The sequence below is a fragment of the Limnothrix sp. HT2024 genome (genome assembly GCF_059138625.1).
The window spans coordinates 4,126,694-4,149,417 of sequence record NZ_CM181121.1; the positions used below are offsets into that span (position 1 = coordinate 4,126,694).

Consider the following 22,724-nt stretch of genomic DNA (forward strand, 5'->3'; position numbering starts at 1 on the left):
GTTGGGGTCTTGAAGGGCTGCTGATCTCGATCGTGGGGGGTTAGCCCGATCCCCGCTGTAGCAAAGATTCCACTCGGTTGACTTCTTCGGAGCTGCCAATAATCAGGGGCGATCGGGCATGGAGTCGATCGGGAATCAGATCCATGATTGGTTGTTGTCCGTCGCTGGCCTGGCCACCCGCTTGCTCAATCAAAAAAGCAAGAGGAGCTGCTTCATACAGCAACCGCAGTTTGCCTTGGGGTTTTTGGCGGGTTCCTGGATACAAAAACACGCCCCCTTGAAACAGGATGCGATGCAGATCGGCCACTAAGGCTCCGCTGTAGCGGGAAGAGTAGCCACCCACTTCCCGAAAGTATTGAATACAGGCTTGGGTGGCTGGCTCCCATTGGCCAAAGTTGCCTTCATTGACGCTGTAGAGCTTGCCACTGGGGGGAATTTTCAGGTTTTCGTGGCTGAGGATAAATTCTCCAAGGCTGGGATCGAGGGTGAAGGCATGGACTCCGCGCCCGATCGAATAAACCAGCATGGTGCTGGGGCCGTAGAGAATGTAACCGGCGGCCAGTTGCTTGTGGCCCGATTGCAGCAGGTCGGCAGCTTCGCCCGTTTCGTCGTTGCCTTCCTGTTGGCGAATGGCGAAGATCGATCCCACATTGAGGTCAATATCAATGTTGGAGGAACCGTCGATCGGGTCATAGAGCAGGGTATAGCGACCGATCGGGCAATTTTCAGGAATGTAATAAGGACGCTCCATTTCCTCGGAAGCCAAGCGACAAACCAAGCCACTTTGCTTAAACACCGAGATAAAAACATCGTTGGCGTAGAGATCCATCTTTTTGACGGCCTCGCCTTGGATGTTGGTGCTGCCCGTGAAGCCCAGCGCATCTTCCATCAAACCCGATCGACTCAGGTGGCGAGCGATGAGTTTGCCCGCCAAGGCAATTCGGTTCATTAGGGCGCTGAGATCTTGGGCATCGGAGCCAAAACTTTGCAGTTGTTGCAGCACATGGCGACCCAGCGTGGTGCAATCTCGATCGAGCGATCGCTCCTGAGTCACAACGTAACTGGCGGAATCAACACTGGCAGCATCAGCCATCTCAGAACCTCTCGTGACTGACGACGGAACGGCGACAGAACATTGCCCCCGGGGTCATGCCTTCAGTGTAGGAACCGATTTCCGAAAAGCTGGGGCGTTTTTAGAGAAACTTCATTAGTTCGTCGTAGTTCGTCGCAGTCCTTTGCAGTCCGTCGCAATTGACCGATGGATGATCCGCTGCGCCCGTTTGTTGGTGTCCTGGTAAGCATTCAACAAACTTTTCAGCATCTAACCAATCGCTCAAGACCCAGAAAGATCCAAAAACGAAAGGGGCCAAGTCTCGTAGACTGACCCCTTTTCCAGAAGAGTATTGCTATTTCAGCGGAACCAAAACTTTGGTTCCCCGATCGGGCAATTCTGAATTAGGCAGACTGTTTTCCGCCGCGTTCCATCTCTGAAGACTTAGAACGCGTTATGGAAAAACGAGCGCCCACCGCCACCACCGGAGCGAGGCTCCTTAGGACGAGCCTTATTGGCACGGATTTGGCGGCCCATCCATTCTGCTCCATCGAGTTCTTTGATGGCGTGCTCTTCGGCCTGGTCGCTTTCAAGATCGATGAAGGCGAAACCGCGAATTCGGTTCACTTCGCGGTCGATCGGCAGGGTGATACGCTTAACAACGCCATACTCCGAGAAAACTTCTTGGAGATCCTGCTCGGTAGCGTCGTAAGAAAGATTGCCAACGTAAATCGTCATTTGAGTCCGGAACGGTAAAACAAGCGCGTGAAGTCTTCAGTTCAATTTGTCTCATGAGAACTTGGGTTAGCGGACTGGGACACAGTTCCACAAACTAAATTCCCACGCGGTGCTAGGCCCCAAGTCTATTGAGATTGTGCCCGATCGCGATCGCGCTCAAAACAAAAGGATCTGAAAGAACATCACCATGATAGCGCCCTAGAGGGGCACTACTGGCGTAAACTTGGGAGTTTATTTTCCAATCCGGGGTAAGTCAGGGGTTGGCAGCGGGTAAATAGCTTGGATTTGGGGGCAAATTGCCCCTTCGCGATCGTTACCAATCGTTGACGACCCTTCACCCCCAATCGTCCGGATCCTCGGTGGCCGTGGGCGATCGCCCCGTTGCTTCCCGCCCGGCTCTCAGCCTCGATTCATCGGAGATCTCTATCTATCTATATAAAAATCCCCGATGGATAAGGATCCCCAATAGCTCAGGAACCGTCAGCAAGCTTCCGCCCATTTAGCTTTGAGCCTTGGCCGCTCAGGTTCAACCGTTGACGATGGGTTCAGGAATTCGCTGACTCAAGTTCGCTGACCTGAATCCATTTACTCGATCGAAATCGACTGAGGGCCGCCGCTGGGGCTGCTGGGCGCAGACTCCGTGGAGCCATTGGGGCGATCGCTCCCCAACTGTTGCTCCAACCAGCTCTTGATCGGATCCTGATTCAGATCCAGGCGCAACAGGCCGGAAGCCAGTCCACCCAAGAAGCTCACGGGCTGTTTGAGGCCTTCTTCAACAAGGGGTTTGAGTTCTTCTAAGAACATAGGGCCGGACACACCGTTTACAAATTGCAAGAATTGCTGTCCAGTGTATCAAGAGGTTTTCGGTTGATGGGTAGTGGAAATCAAGAGTCGATCGCCCCGAGCAACGCCAGCACGGGCAGCCGACTCATTACCTCCCTAGTTGCGCCAGCGGTCAAACTCTGGCTTCGATCCCAGGTGGAAGCCGCCACTGAAATCACCGTGCGGCTGGATGGACGCGATCGGGAAATTCTTGCGGGTCGCCTACCCCAAGCCCAAATTAACGCCGAATCCGTGGTTTATCAGGGCTTGCACCTCAGCCATCTCAACCTGCAAGCCACCGATATTGCCGTCAATTTGGGGCAAGTGCTGCGCGGCAAGCCCCTAAGGCTAATGCAGCCCATTCCCGTCAGCGCGGAATTAAAACTTTTTGCCCCCGACTTGGCAGCCTCTTTGGCGGCTCCCCTGCTGGCCCCGGCGTTGGCGGACTTTCTGGCTCCCCTGCTGGCCCTTTGGGGGCGACCCGTCACTTTCGATCGACCTCAAGCCACCCTGGCCGGAGGGCGGTTAATTTTGTCAGGGGCGATCGAGCAGCAACCGGTGCAACTTTGCCTGGGGTTGGAATTGGTTGACCCCCAAACCTTGCAACTCTGCAATCCCCAGTGGCTGAACCAGACAGGTGAGCCGATCGCCCAAGGATCCTCCGTGCTCCTGCCTTTGGGCGAAGACGTGGCCATCAGCGACCTCTCGATCGAACCCGAAGGACTCCAATGCACCGGTACTTTGCTAGTGCGCCCCTGATCGGTCTATTTATACAAGTCGCCTATCTATCTATATGGATAGATCAAAATAGATGGGTCAAATTAGCCAGACCCAATAACAACTTCAACTCGATCCAGTCGGACGAACAGGGAAGCGGGCCCCATCCAGCGGATCTAGCTGCATCGGAATTTAGTGAATGACCAAAGCCGCATCGCTGACCAAACAAAGCCCTCCCACCCGCTTCAAAATCGGGCGAAGTAGCTTCACCAACTGATCTAACTGGTTCACATCCTGGCAAGTGGTCAGGATATAGCAATTGCCAAACTCCCGGCCTAGATCATTGGTGAACTCTCCCCGATCGCCCTTTCCTGAAGCATCGCGAATTACCGTATAACCTGGAAACTTCAGCCCATCCAGCATTTCCAAGATTTCCTCTAGTTCCAAAGAGCTAACAATAATTTCCACACGTTTTGTTAATTGCATATCAACCTACTAGCAAACGAGTCAATCCATGAATTCCAAAAACACCCTACAGACCCAGGATTTTCTCCAGTTCTAAATACAGCGGAATTCCCACAATAATGTTGAACGGAAACGTCAAAGCCAGCGCCATCGAAACATATAAACTCGGATTCGCTTCCGGAACCGTCATCCGCATTGCTGCCGGAACCGCAATATAAGAAGCACTGGCGCAAAGCACCGCAAACAATAACCCATTGCCTTCGCCAATTCCCAGCAACTTGGCAATCACAATCCCCACCACCGCATTCACCAGCGGCACAATCACCGAAAAACCAATTAAAAATAGTCCTGTTTTTTTCAAATCTCGAATTCGTTTGGCGGCAATGATGCCCATATCCATCAGGAAAAACGTCAGCACACCATAGAAAATGCCCTGCGTAAAGGGTTCCAGCTTGTGCCAACCGCTGGGGCCGCTCAGCATTCCAATAATCACGCTGCCCACCAACAGCAGCACAGAACTATTCAAAAAGGCTTCCCGCAATACCTCACCCCAAGCAAAGGGATGATCGGGATCGTCTTTATCATCCTTGGCATCAAAAATTCGCACCAAAATTAGGCCAATGATAATGGCGGGTGATTCCATTAACGCCAAAGCTGCCACCATATAGCCGCCATAGCTAATGTGCAGTTGATCCAGGAAAGAGCTGGCCGTAATAAAAGTCACGGCACTGATGGAACCATAGGTGGCCGCAATGGCAGCCGCATTAGGGGGATCCAGGCGAATTCTTAAGATAAAAAATGTGTAAATCGGAACCAAAGAGGCCATCACGATCGAAGCCAGCAGCGTACCCGCCACCTGCTGAGTAATGCCGCTTTCTAGTAGCTCATAGCCCCCTTTAAACCCGATCGCCACCAATAGATAGAGCGAAAATAGCTTGGGCAGTGGTGCAGGAATTTCCAAATCTGATTTACAGAAAACGGCCAACATTCCCAAGAAAAAGAACAAGATGGGAGGATTGAGAATATTGGAAAGAATCAGGCCACTATCCATCGGCTATCCAGAGCAAAAACTAGAAAGGGATAAATTCCAACCTAGCCCAGGTTTAGGGTTAGGTAAACCTCTGAAACTAATTAAGATTATTCTTCATAATTATTCACTTTCACTGATGAAGACTCACCACCACAGGTGTCACGGTTCCCCTTGCTTGCGACAGGATCAAGGCTGGATGATGATGAGAAATTGTTTAGAAACTGTTGGTTGTAGTGGGTTCTATGCCTCAAATTGCGCCCTACGGGACTTGGAAATCGCCGATTACTTCCGAAGCGATCGTGGCGGGAACGATCGGGCTGGGCGGTGGTTGTGCGGAAGGCGAAACGTTGTATTGGAGTGAATCGCGGCCGGCCGAGGGCGGACGTGTGGCGATCGTGGCCCGATCGCCCGAGGGCCAAACCCAAGATGTGATTGCGGCTCCTTGGAACGCTCGCAGTCGGGTGCATGAGTATGGCGGCGGTGCTTGGACGGTCGATCGGGGCTGGATTTATTTTGTGAACTTTGCCGATCAGCGACTGTATCGCACTCGGCCGGGCCAGGAGCCGATCGCCCTCACGCCTGAACAACCCTGGCGCTATGCGGATTTTGTGGTGGATGCCCAGCGCGATCGGGTGATTGGCATCCGCGAAGATCACAGCCAGCCCGATCGGGAGCCAGTGAACGAGTTGGTGGCGATCGCCCTGGACGGATCGCAACAGGTGAGCCTATTGGCAACGGGTTGGGACTTTTACGCCTCGCCGGCCCTCAGTCCCGATGGGTCGCAGTTGGCTTGGTTAACTTGGAATCATCCCAATTTGCCTTGGGACAGCACCACTCTGTGGGTGGCGGCCATTGCCGATGATGGTTCCCTGCAAAATTCCCACATCGTGGCCGGCGGGGCCGAAGAATCCGTGTTTCAGCCCAGTTGGTCGCCCGATGGCCGATTGCATTTTGTGAGCGATCGCTCCGGTTGGTGGAATTTATATCGCCAGGAATCGGACGGCAAGGCGCGGAACCTTTGCCCCAGGGAGGCGGAATTTGGCTTGCCCCAGTGGGTTTTTGGGATGAGCACCTATGGGTTTATGGATGCGGAAACCCTGGTTTGTGCCTATACCCAAAATGGGCTATGGCAATTGGCAAAATTAACCATTGCTGATGGAAACCTAACGGTTATTAACCAGCCCTACACATCCATTTCTGATCCCTTTGTGGCGAAAGATTTTGTCATTTTTGGGGGTGGTTCGGCCGTTAAGTCAGGGGCGATCGTGCGGCTCGATTTGGCAACCGAAGCGATCGAGGTTTTGAAAACCAGCAGCACTTTAGAATTGGATCCGGGCTATTTATCAGAACCGCAATCGATCGCATTTCCAACGACGGGCGATCGGGAAGCCTATGCCCTCTTGTATCTGCCGAAAAATTGTGATTTCCAAGCTCCAGCGGGCGAAAAACCACCCTTGAAGGTCAAAATTCACGGCGGCCCCACGGCTCAAACTTCCAGTAGTTTGAATTTGTCGATTCAATATTGGACGAGTCGCGGCTTTGCGGTGTTGGATGTGAACTATGGCGGCAGCACGGGCTATGGCCGCGCCTACCATTGTCGGTTGGATGGCCAATGGGGGCTGGTGGATGTGGATGATTGTGTGAATGGTGCGCAATATTTGGTCGATCGGGGGCTGGTGGATGGCGATCGCTTGACCATTGCCGGGGGCAGCGCCGGGGGCTACACCACCCTGGCCGCGTTGGCTTTCCGCGACCAGTTCAAGGCCGGAGCCAGTTACTACGGCGTGAGCGATTTGGAAGCTTTGGCTCGGGATACCCATAAGTTCGAGGCCCGCTACCTCGATCGACTGATTGGCCCTTACCCGGAGCGCCAGGATATCTACATTGATCGATCGCCCATTCATCACATCGATCGGCTCAATTGTCCAGTGGCATTTTTTCAGGGACTTGAAGATAAAATTGTGCCGCCTAATCAAGCGGAAATGATGGTGAATGCTCTCCGGGAAAAAGGAATTCCGGTGGCCTATGTGGCCTTTGAAGGGGAGCAGCACGGATTCCGCAAGGCAGAAAATATCCGTCGCGCCTTGGATGGAGAATTTTATTTCTATGCCAAGGTTTTTGGCTTTGAACCGGCGGAGGCGATCGACCCGATCGAAATTGCTAATTTGGATGACTCCATGGGTGACTAAACTTTCCAACCAGACAAAAATCGGGGCCTCTTGCCATGTCCTAAGATGCAAACGAAAACGGTAATGCTCCATTCCCCGATCGTCGTAACAAGGGGCTTAAGCCCCTTGCTGCCCAACGATCCACTCACGGCGGAATCAGGGTTTTCGGCGAAACGACGACACCCCCTAAGCTCCTTGTCCCTTAGGTTTCTTGTTCCTCATGATCTCGGAACACCAGCATCAAGGTTTTAGGCGATTTAACAACAATCCCTCAAGGATTTTTGGATAACCTAAAGAACTCCAGCCAAAGGATCAGAGTGCTTTTCGGTTAGCCAAAGGGCGATCGCCCCAATGGCGGTCAATAACTCCATCGAAAAATGGGTACGCTAGCATGGGCAAAAACATCCTATGTTGCACCCAATTTCGTTGGCGCGATTGAAAACAACCGATCGCATCACGGCCGCCGATTGGCTCGCTTACTTCCAACAAAATCACAGCCAATTACTGGCGATTAATTGGCAACAGGCCGGGGGCTTCACCCCCCAAGAACAAAAACGGTTTCGCCAATCGATCGCCATTTTTCAGTTGGGGGAAAGCTCCGAAGGCCATCGGCTGATGCGAACGGTGCGGGCCTGGGTTGCTCAAGGGGCGGATCCCGTTTGGGTGGATGTGTTCAAGTGGTTTGTGCGGGAAGAACAGCGCCACGCGGCGGACTTGGGGCGACTGCTCGATCGCCAACAGCTTCCCCGCCTGCGACACCACTGGGCCGACGCGGCCTTTCGGTGGCTGCGGGGGGGCATGAATTGGGAATTGGCGCTGGCAATGTTGTTAACGGCGGAGGTGATGGGGTTGTTGTATGCCCGAGCCTTGCAGGGGGCGACGGCCCACCCGATCGCCCAAGCGGTTGCATGGCAAATTGAGTGGGATGAAAGTCAACATTTGCAAATGCAGGGTCAGTTATTGGCCCAATTGCGCCAAGGCCGATCGCCCCTGAAGCGGAGGTTAACCCATGTGGCCCATCGCTGGTTTTTGGCCCTGACTCTGGGAGCCGTGTGGTTAGATCATCGTCCGGTGTTTCGGGCGGCGGGTTGGACATTTTGGTCTTTTGCCCGAGTGGCCATGGCCGAACTCAACCAAGCGATCGACCCGAGGCCGTTGACGATGCCGCGCCCCATCGTTCAGCCCATTTCTCGACAACAACGCTCCAGATCCCAAGATGATTAGATTAGCTATTCCCATTGGCGACCCGGCGGGCATTGGGCCTGAAGTCGTGCTGAAGGCACTGGCGGATCCGGCGGTGGCGGCTTTGCGGCCGGTGCTGGTGGGGAGCCGATCAATCCTGGCCCACACCTACGCACAACTTCAGCCGCGCAGTTCCCAGCCGATCGCCGACCCGGCCAAATTGAGGATCCTGGATATTCCGATCGACCCGCTGTTGGAGCGATCGATTTACTTGGGAGTCGAAAATGCAGCCGCCGGAGCCGCCAGCTTCACTTGGCTCGATGCGGCCCTGGCGGCCACGGCGGCGGGCCGGTTTGCGGCAATTGTCACCGCGCCGATCAGCAAAGCCGCCTGGCATTCAGCGGGCCACGCCTTCCCTGGACAAACGGAGGTTTGTGCCGAGCGGGCCGGGGTCGATCGGTTTGGGATGGCCTTTGTGGGTCGATCGCCCCAAACCGGTTGGAAACTTTGCGCCCTATTGGCCACCGCCCACATTCCCTTGCATCAGGTTCCTGTGGTGCTCACGCCGGAACTGCTCGATCGCAAGCTAGATTTGCTGATCACCATGCTCGATCGGGACTTGGGGATCACCCATCCCACCATCGCGATCGCCGGCTTGAATCCCCACAGCGGCGAAGGGGGACAACTGGGCACCGAGGAGCGCGATTGGCTGATTCCCTGGTTAGCCCAAGCACGCGATCGCTACCCCAACGCCACCCTCCGCGGCCCCATTCCCCCAGACACCATGTGGGTAACAGCGGGCCAAGCTTGGTTTGGGCCCACCATGCCAGCCGGGTTACCCGATGCCTACTTAGCGCTTTATCACGACCAAGGGTTGATTCCCGTGAAGCTGATGGCCTTCGATCGCGCCGTCAACACCACAATCGGCCTGCCCTTTGTGCGCACTTCCCCTGACCACGGCACGGCCTTTGATATTGCCGGCCAAGGCATTGCCAACCCCGCCAGCATGATTGAGGCAATCCATTGGGCGATCGAACTCACGGAAACCCGCAACCAATGGCGCGATCGAGTTGTGGCCACTTACCGAGAATAATCGGCCCCTCCAATTCACGGGAATTGGGGGTTTAGGCTTTCGCTTGTGCGTAATAGTCGCGCGTGCCCTTCACCTCGATCGCTTCCCGCAGGCGATCGAGCGCATGGACATAGGCCGCCGTCCGCAGGGACAAATCCAGCGATTGGGCAAGCTGCCAAATCCGCTCCGTTTCGCGGGTCATCCGTTCCGCCAACCGCTGTTCCACCTCTGCCGCCGACCAATACAAACCGCTCCGATTTTGCACCCATTCAAAGTAGCTAACGGTCACACCGCCTGCATTGGTCAAAATGTCCGGCAAGACATAAATTCCCTTTTGACTCAGGATGCGATCGGCCTCAAAGGTAATCGGCCCGTTCGCCACTTCAAAGATCAGCTTGGCCTGGATTCGATCGGCGTTTTCCGTTGTAATTTGATTCTCCAGCGCCGCCGGAATTAACACATCAACGGGCAGTTCCAAGAGTGCTTCATTGGTAATGGATTGATGATCTGTCATGCTGCAAACCGTACCATGGCAGTAAAGGGCCTCCATGCCCCGCCCCGCTTCTTTGTTTTGGCGAATGGCAGGAATATCTAACCCCGCTGGAGCGTAAATCCCGCCCTTGGAATCGCTGACCGCCACCACTCGATAGCCCGCCCGATGGATTTGTTCCGCCAAAAAACTGCCCGCATTACCAAATCCTTGAATGGCAACGGTGGTTTCGGCCGGTGGGCGATCGAACTTGGGCAAAATGGTTTGCATCACAAAAAACGCCCCCATGGCCGTGGCTGTTTCGCGGCCCGCACTGCCGCCCAGGGCGATCGGCTTGCCCGTCACCACCGCCGGACAGGACTTGCGCTGAATGATGTTGTAGCGATCCATCATCCAACCCATAATCGTGGCGTTGGTGTAAACATCGGGGGCCAAAATATCCACATCGGGCCCAATAAAATCCGCGATCGCATCAATATAGCCGCGCGTTAAACGCTCCAATTCCAATCGCGAAAGCTGCTTGGGATTAACTGTAATGCCACCCTTGCCACCGCCAAAGGGTAAATCCAAAACCGCACATTTAAAGGTCATCCAAAAGGCTAAGGATGTGACCTCATCCAACGACACTTGAGGATGATAGCGAACGCCACCTTTGGCAGGGCCGCGTGTATCGTCATAGCGAACGCGATAGCCCTGAAAAACTTGCAGTGATCCATCATCCATCCGCACGGGAATTGAAACTTGCAGACTGGCTTTGGGATGTTTTAAATGTTCGATCGCATCTTCCGAAATGGCGATATGCTTCAGGGCCAAATCGAGATTTTGGCGCGCACCCACAAACAGCGATTGGCTTTCCATGCTTCGGGTCGTCCTCTGAAGGTAATCGGAGCAACCTTCTTGATTAAATTGTAGTCTTTGTTACGGTTTGCTCGCTAGTCCAGGGTTCAAGCAAGAACTAGGCAGGGATCAAGTAGAGATTACGTGGGAATCGAGCCAAATTCTGAAAACCAGGGCGATCGCCCGGTGGCTGGGATCATCCTCTGGCAACCCAAAACCGAACAGGGCCCGTGGTCAGATCCCAAACGCCAGGATTAAGATGGGCCCGATGTGCGGAGGATAGCTCGATCGCTCCCCAATTGTGACCTTTTCCCGATCGCGATTGTCCTGAGTTCAAGGGCGGCCAAGAGCCGTTCGATCGAACCCAGCCGTAGTCTCATCCTCCCCACAGCATCCTCCTAGAATGCCCTTGACCATGGAATGGAATCCCGAAACAACTTGGATCTTTGCGGTGGGTTTGCTGGAGTGGCAAGACTCAGAAGCCTTCGCCCCCTTTCCTGATGCTGTCCCCAATCGATCGGACGCGCAGTTAGTGGAATTTTTCCGCAACCAAGGCGTGCCCAAATCTCAAATTATTTATCTTCAGGATCGCCAAGCAACCCTCTCTGCCATTCAATCTAAATTGCCAGAATTTTTGGCTACCACCGATGAAAATGCTCTCTTAATGCTTTATTTTGCCGGCCACGGTGGTTGGGATTACGAGTCAGGGGAACATTATTTTTATAACTATGATGCCGATGCGGAAGACACGGAAACCTATTGGAAAGTGTCCAGCATTTTTGACGACATTGAAGAAAATTTCAATGGTTCCCATGCCCTGCTGATGGCGGACTGCTGTTTCTCTGGGGGACTGATTGACGAAGCCAAGCGACGAGATAGCGAAATTTCCTATGCCTGTGTGACCTCTGCCTATGCCCACAACACTTCAACGGGCGCTTGGACATTTACGGCTTCTTTGCTGAAGGGATTACAAGGCGATCCCGCCGTTGACTTGGATGAAGATCGGGTGATTACGCTTTACGATTTTGCCCGCTACACGGAATTGGAAGTGGCATTCATTGAAGATCAAAAATCAATGTTTTTCACAACCCATGATTTTGATCCGCAAATGCAACTGTCGCGAGTAAAAGATCGATTTAATCCCCAATTGGGCCGCCGGGTGGAGGTGGAATATGAGGAGGATTGGTATCGGGCAAAAATTTTGGAAGTCAGCGATCAAGACGGTGACGAACAGTATCGAGTGCAATACGTGGTGGATCAGTCGGAAGAGTGGGTCACGCCCGATCGCATCCGTCCCTACGAACCGGTGATGTATGACGTGGGCACAGCGGTGGAGGTGCAGGATGAGGCGGGCGATTGGTATCCCGCAACGGTCAAAAAGGCTTGGTATGGCCTGCACCACATCAGCTATGACGACTACGACGAAAATTGGGATGAGTGGGTGGGGCCCGATCGCCTGCGGGAACCGGAATAGGGCAGTGGGGGCGAGTGGTTGCGTCGAGCTGTATTGGGGAGCGATCGCCCAAAAAATCGGGGCAGGTTTGCATCTACCCCGACTCGCTTTTGGGCATTAGTTGGGCATTAGTTTGAACAGGGAAATGGTTGAATTGCGATTGAATTCCGGCAACCGCAAACTCAGCAATGGATTCAGCAATGAATCAAGATTTCCCAAACACCTATTTCCAAGACACCTTCAGGCTGGCCGGTTGTCCAGGGTTACCCACCAGCACCGGGCCGCGCCCATTGGCCGCCAAGTGCCGCAGGATCCAATAGACCGTTTCCACCTGCTCGATCGCCCCCACCTGCGTTGCCAACTCCGAAATCAACAGGGGTTCCCCCGCATCTTGCAAGGCCGACACCAGCCGCTTTTGCAGGGCCAAGATGTTAGCGGCGGCTTTTTTGCCGGCCTCAACGCCCGGCTGGTGATAGGCATTGATGTTGACCAGGGAGGCGTAGAAGCTAACAGCCCGTTCATAGAGCGCAATCAGGGCCCCTACAATTCGCTCGTTGACGCGGGGAACCGTGATGGTAATTGACTCGCGATCATTGTCGTAGAGCGCTTGGCGAGTGCCTTGCAATAGCCCGCTGAGGTAATCGCCCGACTCGATCGCCCCGTCTTCCACCACCACGCCCGAGCCGCCATCTTCCAGCACCTCAATCAGAGTGGCAAAAAAGTTGGGAACCCCTTCGCGCAACTGCTGTACATAGGCATGTTGATCGGTGCTGCCCTTGTTGCCATACACGGCAATCCCCTGATAAACCAAGTTGCCGTCCAAATCGCGCTCCTTGCCTAAGGATTCCATCACCAACTGCTGGAGGTAGCGCGAAAACAGCAGTAGCCGGTCTTTGTAAGGCAAAACCACCATGTCCTTTTCGCCCTTGCCGCGGCCCACGGAATACCAGCAGAGGGCCAACAGGGCGGCGGGGTTGGTTTTCAGGTTGCGATCGCGGGTGGCCTGATCCATCATTTGCGCACCCAAGAGCATTTCCCGAATTTGGATCCCTTGGAGCGCCGCAGGCAACAGCCCCACCGCCGACAGTTCCGAGGTGCGGCCACCGACCCAATCAAACATGGGGAATCGATCGAGCCAGCCTTCGGTGATCGCCCGTTGATCCAAGGTGCTGCCCTCGCAGGTAATGGCCACAAAGTTGCGGTGATAGGGCAATCCGGCTTGGCTAAATTCCGCTTGAATTTCCACCATGCCGTTGCGGGTTTCGGGTGTGCCGCCGGACTTGGAGATGATCAGCACCAGGGTTGTGGCCAGGCGATCGCGCAGGGGGGAGCCGCCCGTGCTCTTGGACAGGATTCGATCGATGCCGTCGGGGTCGGTGTTGTCCACAAAGTGAATGGCCAAGGGCGGCTGATTGGGAGCCAAGGCCTCCGCCACAAACTGCGGCCCCAGGGCCGAACCGCCAATCCCGATCGACAACACATCGGTAAAGGGCTGACCGTTGGCCGTGAGCCGGCCGGTGTGGATGGCCGTTGTGAACGCTTCCAGGCGGTCCAGGGTGTTGATGATGTCGTCGCGCAATTCCGGCGTTGGGGCCAAGTCCGGTTGCCGCAGCCAATAGTGACCCACCATCCGTTGTTCGTCGGGATTGGCGATCGCCCCCGATTCCAGAGCGGTCATGTCCCCAAATGCTTTCGCCAACTTGGGTTGCATCTGAGCCACAAATGCATCATCAAACCGCATCCGGCTCACGTCCAGATACAGCCCCAAGCCCTCGTGATAGTAGAGCCAGTCTTGGTAACGCTGCCACAATGACGCAGTGCCGGTCATAAACACTCCTTCTTATCGTCTTTTTATCGTCCCGATCGCGCCTTGAGTGTAGCCCAGCTCCCACCCCCAATCACGGTAACGATTGCATCAGACATCGGCCCCCCTGCGCCTGGGCCAAGAGCGCAGTTCCCGACAGTGCCAAACGGCTGAGTAGAATAGGGACGGCAGTAGCATCCCCCTGCCCTCACCCCCCTTTGACCCATGGCTGCTGTGCGTTGTCCTATCTGTTCCACCGAGTTGTCAGACACCGAAGTGCTGTGCCCAACCTGTGGTTGGGATAATTCCCCGTTACCGGAGGCGCTGGTGGGCACGGGGAGCGATCGGGCGACCATTGCCCTGTTGCGGGCCCGCGACCAGGTACGCACCACTTGGGCCCGAGAGTTTTGGCAGCGATTAAATTTGGATGCCAAGTTAAACCATATTGAAGGCCAACTGAAACGGGCCCGCCAGGAGCGATCGCACCTGTATTTGGAACTAACACAACTCCAAGAATCGCAAAAACTGCTGCTCCAAACCCTTTCGCCGGAATGGCTGGAAACGTTGCAACAGCTTCCGGGTCAGCTCCAGCAACAAATCCAAGCCCTGAAACAGGGCGCGGGGCCCCAAAGATCACCACAGACAGGATCACCACAGGCGGGATCGCCACAGGCGGGATCCCAGGCACAATCCCATCCGATCGGGTCGGGGTCTGATCCCCTGCCATTTGACTTGGGCCCCTTGGACACGGCCGCCCTGCAAGACACGGGCCATGCAAGTTCGGCGGTCAATCCTGACCCGCCCTTGGCAAATCCCGATCGCAACGAAAATCCTTTCCACCTGCCGGAGCATCGCCCTTCTGCCCTCATGCCGCCGGCCCACGGGCTGCCCACGGAGGAGGAGGTGACCATTTTGCAGTTTGTGATGCCCTCGCCGGGGCCAACTCCGGCCCCGGTCGATCGCTACGGGCGGCTATCCCAGTTGCTGGAAGCGCAAAAGTGGCTGGAGGCTGATCGGGAAACCACGCGAATCATGCTGAAGGTGGTGGGCCGCGAGGGGGCCAGTTGGTTACGGGTAGAAGACATTGAGCAATTCCCCAAGGGCGATTTAACCGAGATCGATCGCCTCTGGACAGTCCACAGCAACAATCACTTTGGCTTCCGCATTCAATACGACATCTGGCTAGAGGTCACCAGCCAAACCGCCAGCCCCGTGGAGGCTTGGTGTCGGTTTGGCGATCGCCTGGGTTGGACCAGCCAAAAGAGCCGCAACTTCAGCCTCAGCGCCCCGGCGGGCCATTTGCCCTACTGTTCTGCCGTGGGGGTTTGGTGGTGCTCAGGTCTGTTTCCTCAGGTGGTGAATGCGGCCTTGGGCAGCGCCTAAGCCAACCCTTGCCCGCTAGGCTAAACCAGCGCCTAAATCAGCGTCTAAACCAATGCCTAAACCATCGATCCATCAGCTCCCTGCCCTACAATGGGGCGTGAAATTTGGGCTATTCCTACGCTGAGGCTCGATCGCGCCCCCATGATTGCTTACCTCACCTCACTGATTATTTTTTCAGGCATCTTTGCCCTCTTTGGCCTGGGTCTGAATCTGCAATGGGGTCTCACGGGCTTAATTAATTTTGGCCATGTGGCCTTCATGACCATTGGGGCCTACACCACCATTTTGCTGTCGCTTCAGGGTTGGCCGATTGTGCTGGCGGTGGCGATCGGGGCGGGGCTGGCGGCTCTGCTGGGTTTGTTGGTGGGCATTTCCACCCTGCGCCTGCGGGAAGATTACCTGGCGATCGTCACGATCGGGGTGTCGGAGGTGGTGCGACTGGTGGCTTTGAATGAAGAGTGGCTGACCCGAGGCGCAAGGGGTGTTTATGGCTACCCGCTGCCCTTGGCCCAAGTGCCGGACGCGCCTTGGGTGGCTCCGGTGGCGATCGCCCTTTGGACGGGCATCTTTGGGGCGGCCGGTTGGTCCCTGTGGCGCTGGTTCCGGCAGGCCTTGCGATCGCGCCAACAGGCCGCCCAAGGGCAAGTCACCGGCACAACCCAACAGCCCCCCTCCAAGGGTCGCCTGGCGTTGGGTGGCATCTCGGCCCTAATGGGGCTGCTGCTCTATGGCTGTGGGGCGATCGCCCTTTGGGATTTCAACTACAAAGGCGGCTTGATGTTGCTGGTGGTGGCCGTTTTGGGCCTGGTTTATTGGCAACTGGAGCGGCTGGGCCGATCGCCCTGGGGCCGGGTGCTAAAAGCCATCCGCGAGGACGAGGAAATCGCCCGGGCCTTGGGCAAAAACGTGTTTTGGTACAAACTGCAATCCTTGATGCTGGGCGGGGCGATCGCGGGGGTCGCCGGTTCCTTCTATGCCTGGAATCTCACTTTTATTAACCCCGATGGCTTTATTCCGCTGATGACCTTCCAAGCTTGGACGATCGTGGTTTTGGGCGGTGCGGGCAACAATGCGGGCACGCTGTTGGGTTCTGTCCTGTTTTGGGGATACACCACCCTCACCCGGTTTGTGTTGCCGGCCCTGCTGCCCTTGGATGATGCCCGATTGGGAGCCTTCCGGTTGATGGTGATTGGGTTGATTTTGGTGGTGCTGATGATGTGGCGGCCCCAGGGCATTTTGGGCAAGAAGGAAGAGCTAACCCTCGGCCAATAGTCGGCTCTGGCGATTCGGGGCGATCGCCCTATGATGGGTGCAATGGTTGGTCTTTCATACCCTAATCGCCGTAACAAGGGGCTTAAGCCCCTTGCCTCCCACGATCGCGCCACCGTGGAATCAGGGTTTCAGACGATGTGACCATAAGCCCTCATCCCCCTTTCAATCATGTTCAAACTGCTGGCAACGGTGCGCCACCGCTGGGTTATGTGGCTGATGGGCTGGGAAACCCGCTTGGTGAGTCCTTCGTTTCAGGGGGCTTTGCTGGGCGCGATCGCCCTGTTTTTGTTTGGGGCCGCCACCAACGCCATGGCCGGTTGGCTCTATGTGATGAGTGGGGTGCTGTTGGCGCTGATGTTGGTGGCGGCGGTGCTGACGGCGCGATCGCTCGGGGGCCTGAGCGCCAGCCGATCGCCCATTCAGCCCATCAGCGTTGACGATTTGGCCGTGGCGGAATGCCGGATCACCAACCACACCCGATCGGCCCGCTCCCTGCTGCAATGGGTCGATCGCCCACCGGCCCCCCTGCCCGTTGCCAGCGGCTCGATCGCCCTGATTCCTGCCCAAGGGAGCATCACCATCCAAGCTCAATTCCGGGCCCAGCGGCGCGGCATCTACCGTTGGCCGAGTTTCACCTTGCGATCGGGTGCGCCCTTTGGCCTGTTTTGGCGACAACAGCCGATCGCCGCACCGGCCAAGCTGGTGGTTTACCCTCGGGTTTGGCCCCTGGCCCAATGCCCGATCGTGGATTGGATGGGCGAAGGGGATGCCCAAAACGCAGCGGGCGATCGGGCCTTGCGTTTGGGAACCGAAGGCCTGACCCGTTCCCTGCGGCCCTATCGTTGGGGCGACTCCACCCGGTTCATCCATTGGCGCAGTAGTGCCCGGTTTGGGGAGCTTCAGGTGCGTGAATTGGAAACCGCCGCCACGGGGCCCGATCTGATTGTGGCCCTCGATAGTGCGATCGCCTGGGATCCCGAAGACTTTGAGCAAGCCGTGGAAGCGGCCGCCTCCATGTATGTCTATGCCAGCCGCTGTTATCTCGATCCCTTCCTGTGGACGGCGGCCACGGGGCTGGTGCGCGGGCGACAGGTGGTGTTGGAAACCCTGGCCGGAACCCTGGCCGGGGAGCTAGCCCAGCATGAACCGCCCTCTCGGGCCGTGCTGTGGCTCACCTCAGCGGTCGATCGGGTCAGTCAACTGCCCGATCGCAACCGCTGGTTGTTGTGGTTGCCTCCCGGCAGCGAGTTGGCCGGTAGCCTGCTCGGTCGCCAGGCCCAAGGCCGCATCATTTCCCGCGATCGCCCAATTCCTGAGCAATTGCAGGCCGGCAACCATCCGCTTTAACTCAACGGTTTTCGCTCAACGGTTTTCGCTTAACGGTTCGCATCGTTGACCCTTGATCGGGCGTACGGCCGTACGCCCCTACTTCAGGCCGCCCAGGGCATCGGCTGAAATTGGCGCGACGAAACGGGGCGATCGCCCGCCGTTGGATCTGCTTGTTCAAATCTTATTGAAAATTATTCTTGACATTTTCCAAATCTTGATTCAGGCTTTATTGCTATAAAGTTTCAATAAAGATTCGAGATTTCTCGAATCTGCACCGAATGGCGCATACCTGCAAAAACTGCAAACGCTGCAAGCTGTTGTTGGGAACTTCCTATGACTGTCACCACCACGCCGCCACAGACGGCGACCGCGATTCCTTGGTGGGCGGGGAATGCCCGCCTGACGGAACTGTCGGGACGATTGTTGGGGGCCCATGTGGCCCATGCGGGACTGATCGTGCTTTGGGCGGGAGCAATGACCCTGTTTGAGGTCTCCCGCTGCGATCTGAGTCGGCCGCTGTACGAGCAAGGGTTGATTTTGTTGCCGAACCTGGCCCGGTTGGGTTGGGGCCTGGGCAACAACGGGGCGATCGCCCAAACCGATGATTGGTTTGCGATCGGGGCAATTCATTTGATCAGCTCAGCCTTTTTGGGTGTGGGCGGTTTGTTCCATGCGCTCAAGGGGCCCGAACGGCTCGATCGCACCGGCTTTTTCAATTACCGCTGGGATGATGCCAACAAAATGACCCAAATCTTGGGCATTCACCTGGTGTTGCTCGGGTTGGGCGCTTGGCTGCTGGTGCTGAAGGCCACCACCTTTGGCGGTCTTTACGATCCGGCGGTGGGCCGTGTCCAGTTGGTCAGCGATCTGAACTGGGATTGGGGGCAAATCTTCGGCTACTTCTTCGGGGCCGGTGGTCGTTACTGGCTGGCCAGCGTCCATGACCTACCCACGATCGTCGGGGCCCACGCTTGGTTGGGCGCAATCCTAATCGGGGGCGGCCTCTGGCACATCGTTTCGGAACCATCCGCGGCCGTGAAGCGCCTGTTTATTTGGTCGGGCGAGGCCTATTTGTCCTACAGCCTAGGGGCGCTGGCTCTGATGGCCTTTGTGGCCACCCTGTTTGTGTCCGTGAATGCCGTTGCCTTCCCCGAGGTGTTCTTTGGCCCCACGTTGCAAATCGGGTTCGATCGCGTGCCCTATTTCTTCAGCCCCGATGGAGCCTTGACCTCCCGCGTTTGGTTGGCCAATGCCCATTTCTGGCTCGGTTTCTTTTTCCTGCAAGGGCACATTTTCCACGCTCTGCAAGCGGCCGGCGTGCGGTTTGGCTTTGGGCAAACCACCCCGACCACCGCTAACACCGCTGATTCGTCCACCCAACTATCCACCCAGGAGGCTGCTGCATGAGCGCCGTAATCTCTCGGACTGCGCCCCCCGCCATGCCGCAATTGGGCTGGTGGGCCGGAAATGGGCGGTTTGTGAATCTGTCGGGCAAGCTGCTGGGGGCCCATGTGGCCCATGCGGGGCTGATTGTGCTCTGGGCAGGGGCCATGACCCTGTTTGAGCTGTCTCGCTACGATGCGAGCCAACCGATGGGGACTCAGGGGCTGATCCTGTTGCCCCACTTGGCCACCCTTGGGTTTGGCTTGGGACCCAATGGGGCGATCGCCGACACCTATCCCTATTTGGTGGTGGGCATGTTGCACCTGGTCAGTGCGGCGGTGTTGGGGGCCGGCGGCATCTATCACGCCGTGCTGGGCCCCGAGGTGTTGCCCACCGATCGCGCCAACTTCAGTGGCTTCTTTGGCTACGACTGGCGCGACAAGGACAAAATGACCACGATCATTGGTATTCACCTGCTGCTGTTGGGATCTGGGGCTTTCCTGCTGGTGGCCAAGGCCATGGCTTGGGGCGGTCTCTATGACCCGGCGATCAGTTCGGTGCGCTTGGTTGAGCACCCCACCCTTGAGTTCGGCACGATTTGGGGCTATCTGGTGGGAGCGCATGGCAGCCAAGGGATGGCAGCGATCGATAACCTGGAAGACCTGGTGGGTGGCCATGTGTGGGTCGGCGGCCTCTGCATTGCAGGCGGCCTCTGGCACATCCTCAGCCGTCCTTGGGCTTGGGTGGAACGGGTGTTCTATTGGACGGGGGAAGCCTACCTGTCCTATAGCCTGGGAGCCTTGGCCTACATGGGCTTCTTCGCGGCCTACTTTGTGTCGGTGAATGACTTCGCCTATCCCGAAGTGTTCTACGGCCCCCTGGGCATCGTCACCCAGGACGGCACGGTAACCGCCCGGGGCTGGTTGGCCACCTTCCACTTTGTGTTTGCGATCCTGTTGTTGGCAGGGCACTTGTGGCACGCCCTGCGGGTGCGGGCGGAGGCCGTGGGCTTCAAGTTCGGCAGCGATAGTTTTATCCGGCCCGGTGGCGGCTCGCCGGAAGCGGGCACCCTGGACACACCCGTCAGCGCGTCCGATGTGACCCTGACCCTGGTGCAATACCTGCCGATCTATCGCCCGAACCTGTCGCCCCTGGCGCGGGGACTGGAAATTGGCATGGCCCACGGCTACTTCCTGGTGGGGCCGTTCATCAAGCTGGGGCCGATGCGATCGAGCCAGTCGGCGGAACTGGTGGGGCTGATTGCCACCATGGGGCTGCTGTTGATTTTGTCCCTGTGCCTGTCGCTCTACGGGGCCGTGACCTTCCCGAACCGGGGCGATCGCTCCTTGGATCAGTTCCGGGGCATGGCCAAAGCCGTGGGAGCCAACGCAGCCGTGTTGCCCGACAACCTGCGAACAGCGGACGGCTGGAGCCAGTTCAGCGCCATGTTCTTGGTCGGCGGCATGGGCGGTGCGATCTTTGCCTTCCTGTTGTTGACCCAGGGGGCAGGCCTATTGGCGCTCTAGGCGATCAACCCGCTGCCAGCATCGTTCAAGCTGTTTTTTGAGTTTTTGATCCATAAGTCAGTCATTTACAGAAATCGAAATCGGTCGTGGAGGGCCGATCGCGAGGACTGGGGGGATTCGGGGCCGCTCCGTCGCTGGGGGTGGCGATCGATCCCCTTTTTTCTGGTTTTACAAGCATTTTGAGTTTATTAAAACTCTTTCTCAATTAAATAAATCTTGCTATGCTGCTATTGCTAATTTATTGAGAGTCAATTTCATTAAAGAAGCCCCCTAGGGTCAATCGCCAGTAACCAGCAGTGCAGGCGATCGCCCCTGAAGCCGGATCGGTACTTGGCCGGCCGACCTCAACAACCTCAATTTCTCCAGGACTGATCCAGCAACCTGATCACGACTCAGGCAGAGATCAAACAGGAATCAGACAAGGGGTTTCAACCTCTTGCCCCCCAAGATCTCGGGTTGGCATCCGTCCAATCACCTCAAACCCTATCAACCCTTCAACGAATTGAACCTATGGCAACGATCGGACTGTTCTACGGCACGCAAACGGGCAATACGGAATCCTTGGCGGAAAAAATTCAAGCGGCCCTCGGCGGCGATGCTGTGGTGGATTTGCACGATGTGGCCGATGCCAGTGTCGAGGACTTTGCGCCCTACAACTACCTGATTGTGGGCTGCCCCACTTGGAACATTGGCGAACTTCAAAGCGATTGGGACGGCCTCTACGGAGAGCTAGACGACATCAGCTTTGCGGGCAAAAAGGTGGCCTATTTTGGCCCCGGCGACCAGGTGGGCTACGCGGACAACTTCCAGGACGCGATGGGATTACTGGAAGAAAAAATCGCCAGCCTGGGCGGCCAAACCGTGGGCATGTGGCCGATCGCGGGCTATGACTTCAGCGAGTCCAAGGCCCAACGGGGCGATCACTTTGTGGGGTTGGCGCTGGACGAAGATAACCAACCGGACTTGACCGATGAGCGGATCGCCACTTGGGTAGCCCAGATTAAGCGCGAATTTGGCCTGTAGTGGCGTGGCAAGCTGATTTTGATCGGTCAAATCAGATGACTGTTGCCGTTACCCGATCACTAGGCAGCAAGGGGCTTCAGCCCCTTGTTACAACAACTGGACTCGCAAATTAGGGCAACCATGCTCGTCGGTCGGCCCTGAATTAGCCCTGAAATTTTGGGGTTTCCGTTTGGCGCTGATGAGTTATTGACCGCCCGATCGGCTCGGGCTAGGAGCCGCCAGCCGCAGCCGATCGAACCGGGCCCGATCGGGAGCGTTGGTAATCACACCATCCACCCCCAAGCTCAGGGCCCGCTCCATTTCAACGGGGTCGTCCACCGTCCAAACCCACAGGGCGGCCTCCCGCGATCGGGCCAGGGCAACCATTTCGGGGGTGAGCTGGCCATGGTGCAACGACACCACGGCCACCGTCCCCAATTCCCGATCGAGTGCGGCCCAATCCAGCGGGTCAGCCGCAATCGGCCCCAAGGGGAATTCAGGTGCGATCGCCCGCACCCGTTGCAGCATTGCCCAATTAAAAGACGTGAGCGTGACCTGTACTTGGGGAAATGCCCTCAGCAGTGCCACCAAGGCTTCCGGTAATTGGCGTTCCTGTCCATGACATTTCAGCTCCAAATTCAGGGCCACCCGATCGCCCACTTGGGCCAACGCCGCCGCCAGGGTTGGAATCCGGGTTCCCGCAAACCGGGGACTAAACCAAGATCCCACCTCCAATTGGGCTAAGTCCGCAGCGGTCAGTTGGTGGCTGGGGCGATCAACCCCGGCCAACCGCCGCAAATTTGTGTCATGGAGCAGCACCAACGTGCCGTCCGCCAGCTCCTGCACATCCAGCTCGATCGCATCAACCCGGTCAGCGATCGCCTGTTCGATCGCCACCAAGGTATTTTCGGGAGCGATCGCGGAACTGCCCCGATGGGCAATGAGCTGCACCATAGTTCTGGAGCAAAAGGATTCGAGTCGAGGATTCAAGTCGAGGAAT

General features: G+C 56.6%; 19 protein-coding genes. 11 read left to right on the forward strand and 8 right to left on the reverse strand.

What is annotated here, in order from left to right; translation table 11 throughout:
* Positions 1-40 precede the first annotated feature (40 nt).
* The 3 genes from fbp to AC2IAX_RS16975 form a co-directional block, all read right to left on the reverse strand.
* Positions 41-1,093, reverse strand: a complete 1,053-nt coding sequence (gene fbp / locus AC2IAX_RS16965; protein ID WP_494388498.1) for a class 1 fructose-bisphosphatase — start codon at positions 1,091-1,093, stop codon at positions 41-43.
* 402 nt (positions 1,094-1,495) lie between these two features.
* Complete coding sequence (gene rbp, locus AC2IAX_RS16970; protein WP_099533340.1) at positions 1,496-1,789, reverse strand: RNA-binding regulator; 294 nt, start codon at positions 1,787-1,789, stop codon at positions 1,496-1,498.
* Between the two features lie 585 nt (positions 1,790-2,374).
* On the reverse strand, positions 2,375-2,593 hold the full coding sequence (locus tag AC2IAX_RS16975) for a ssl0294 family protein (RefSeq protein WP_099533342.1): 219 nt from the start codon (positions 2,591-2,593) through the stop codon (positions 2,375-2,377).
* 66 nt (positions 2,594-2,659) lie between these two features.
* Here AC2IAX_RS16975 and AC2IAX_RS16980 point away from each other — a divergent pair, with 66 nt between their 5' ends.
* Entirely contained in the window at positions 2,660-3,370 is a 711-nt protein-coding gene (locus AC2IAX_RS16980; protein WP_494388499.1) for an LmeA family phospholipid-binding protein, read from the forward strand.
* A gap of 150 nt (positions 3,371-3,520) precedes the next feature.
* Here the strand turns inward: AC2IAX_RS16980 and AC2IAX_RS16985 are convergent, their stop codons facing one another.
* Together AC2IAX_RS16985 and AC2IAX_RS16990 are read right to left on the reverse strand one after the other, a co-directional pair.
* The gene (locus AC2IAX_RS16985) at positions 3,521-3,814 is read right to left on the reverse strand and encodes a P-II family nitrogen regulator (protein WP_494388500.1); all 294 of its coding nucleotides are present in this window, start codon (positions 3,812-3,814) and stop codon (positions 3,521-3,523) included.
* A gap of 46 nt (positions 3,815-3,860) precedes the next feature.
* Complete coding sequence (locus AC2IAX_RS16990) at positions 3,861-4,844, reverse strand: sodium-dependent bicarbonate transport family permease (RefSeq protein ID WP_494388501.1); 984 nt, start codon at positions 4,842-4,844, stop codon at positions 3,861-3,863.
* Positions 4,845-5,065: 221 nt separating this feature from the next.
* Here AC2IAX_RS16990 and AC2IAX_RS16995 point away from each other — a divergent pair, with 221 nt between their 5' ends.
* From AC2IAX_RS16995 to pdxA, 3 genes are all read left to right on the forward strand, one after another.
* Positions 5,066-7,012: a S9 family peptidase gene (locus AC2IAX_RS16995; RefSeq protein WP_494388502.1), complete on the forward strand. Its 1,947-nt coding sequence runs from the start codon at positions 5,066-5,068 to the stop codon at positions 7,010-7,012.
* A 387-nt stretch (positions 7,013-7,399) separates the two neighbouring features.
* A complete protein-coding gene (locus AC2IAX_RS17000; RefSeq protein WP_494388503.1) occupies positions 7,400-8,215 on the forward strand; it encodes a hypothetical protein in 816 nt (271 codons plus the stop codon).
* Entirely contained in the window at positions 8,208-9,266 is a 1,059-nt protein-coding gene (pdxA, locus tag AC2IAX_RS17005) for a 4-hydroxythreonine-4-phosphate dehydrogenase PdxA (RefSeq protein WP_494388504.1), read from the forward strand. Before AC2IAX_RS17000 ends, pdxA begins: the two co-directional genes overlap by 8 nt.
* Before the next feature lie 31 nt (positions 9,267-9,297).
* Here the strand turns inward: pdxA and AC2IAX_RS17010 are convergent, their stop codons facing one another.
* On the reverse strand, positions 9,298-10,593 hold the full coding sequence (locus tag AC2IAX_RS17010) for a Glu/Leu/Phe/Val family dehydrogenase (protein ID WP_494388505.1): 1,296 nt from the start codon (positions 10,591-10,593) through the stop codon (positions 9,298-9,300).
* Positions 10,594-10,987: 394 nt separating this feature from the next.
* On the opposite strand from AC2IAX_RS17010, the gene AC2IAX_RS17015 reads away from it, so the two are divergent.
* Positions 10,988-12,046, forward strand: a complete 1,059-nt coding sequence (locus AC2IAX_RS17015) for an agenet domain-containing protein (RefSeq protein ID WP_494390426.1) — start codon at positions 10,988-10,990, stop codon at positions 12,044-12,046.
* Between the two features lie 202 nt (positions 12,047-12,248).
* Here the strand turns inward: AC2IAX_RS17015 and AC2IAX_RS17020 are convergent, their stop codons facing one another.
* The gene (locus tag AC2IAX_RS17020) at positions 12,249-13,853 is read right to left on the reverse strand and encodes a glucose-6-phosphate isomerase (RefSeq protein WP_494388506.1); all 1,605 of its coding nucleotides are present in this window, start codon (positions 13,851-13,853) and stop codon (positions 12,249-12,251) included.
* A gap of 201 nt (positions 13,854-14,054) precedes the next feature.
* Between AC2IAX_RS17020 and AC2IAX_RS17025 the strand changes: the two genes are divergently transcribed.
* From AC2IAX_RS17025 to fldA, 6 genes are all read left to right on the forward strand, one after another.
* On the forward strand, positions 14,055-15,212 hold the full coding sequence (locus AC2IAX_RS17025) for a GUN4 domain-containing protein (RefSeq protein ID WP_494388507.1): 1,158 nt from the start codon (positions 14,055-14,057) through the stop codon (positions 15,210-15,212).
* A 141-nt stretch (positions 15,213-15,353) separates the two neighbouring features.
* Positions 15,354-16,484 carry a branched-chain amino acid ABC transporter permease gene (locus tag AC2IAX_RS17030; protein WP_494390427.1) on the forward strand — a complete coding sequence of 377 codons (1,131 nt, stop codon included), beginning with the start codon at positions 15,354-15,356 and terminating at the stop codon, positions 16,482-16,484.
* A 168-nt stretch (positions 16,485-16,652) separates the two neighbouring features.
* Positions 16,653-17,831 (forward strand): DUF58 domain-containing protein, encoded by a 1,179-nt coding sequence (locus AC2IAX_RS17035; protein ID WP_494388508.1) that lies wholly within the window; start codon positions 16,653-16,655, stop codon positions 17,829-17,831.
* A 315-nt stretch (positions 17,832-18,146) separates the two neighbouring features.
* Positions 18,147-19,220: a chlorophyll a/b binding light-harvesting protein gene (locus AC2IAX_RS17040; protein ID WP_494388509.1), complete on the forward strand. Its 1,074-nt coding sequence runs from the start codon at positions 18,147-18,149 to the stop codon at positions 19,218-19,220.
* Positions 19,217-20,722: a chlorophyll a/b binding light-harvesting protein gene (locus AC2IAX_RS17045; RefSeq protein ID WP_494388510.1), complete on the forward strand. Its 1,506-nt coding sequence runs from the start codon at positions 19,217-19,219 to the stop codon at positions 20,720-20,722. The genes AC2IAX_RS17040 and AC2IAX_RS17045 overlap by 4 nt, the downstream gene beginning before the upstream one ends.
* A gap of 510 nt (positions 20,723-21,232) precedes the next feature.
* The gene (gene fldA, locus AC2IAX_RS17050) at positions 21,233-21,745 is read left to right on the forward strand and encodes a flavodoxin FldA (RefSeq protein WP_393011594.1); all 513 of its coding nucleotides are present in this window, start codon (positions 21,233-21,235) and stop codon (positions 21,743-21,745) included.
* A gap of 183 nt (positions 21,746-21,928) precedes the next feature.
* Here the strand turns inward: fldA and AC2IAX_RS17055 are convergent, their stop codons facing one another.
* Positions 21,929-22,678, reverse strand: coding sequence for a glycerophosphodiester phosphodiesterase (locus AC2IAX_RS17055; RefSeq protein WP_494388511.1), 750 nt, complete (start codon positions 22,676-22,678; stop codon positions 21,929-21,931).
* Between the last annotated feature and the right edge of the window lie 46 nt (positions 22,679-22,724).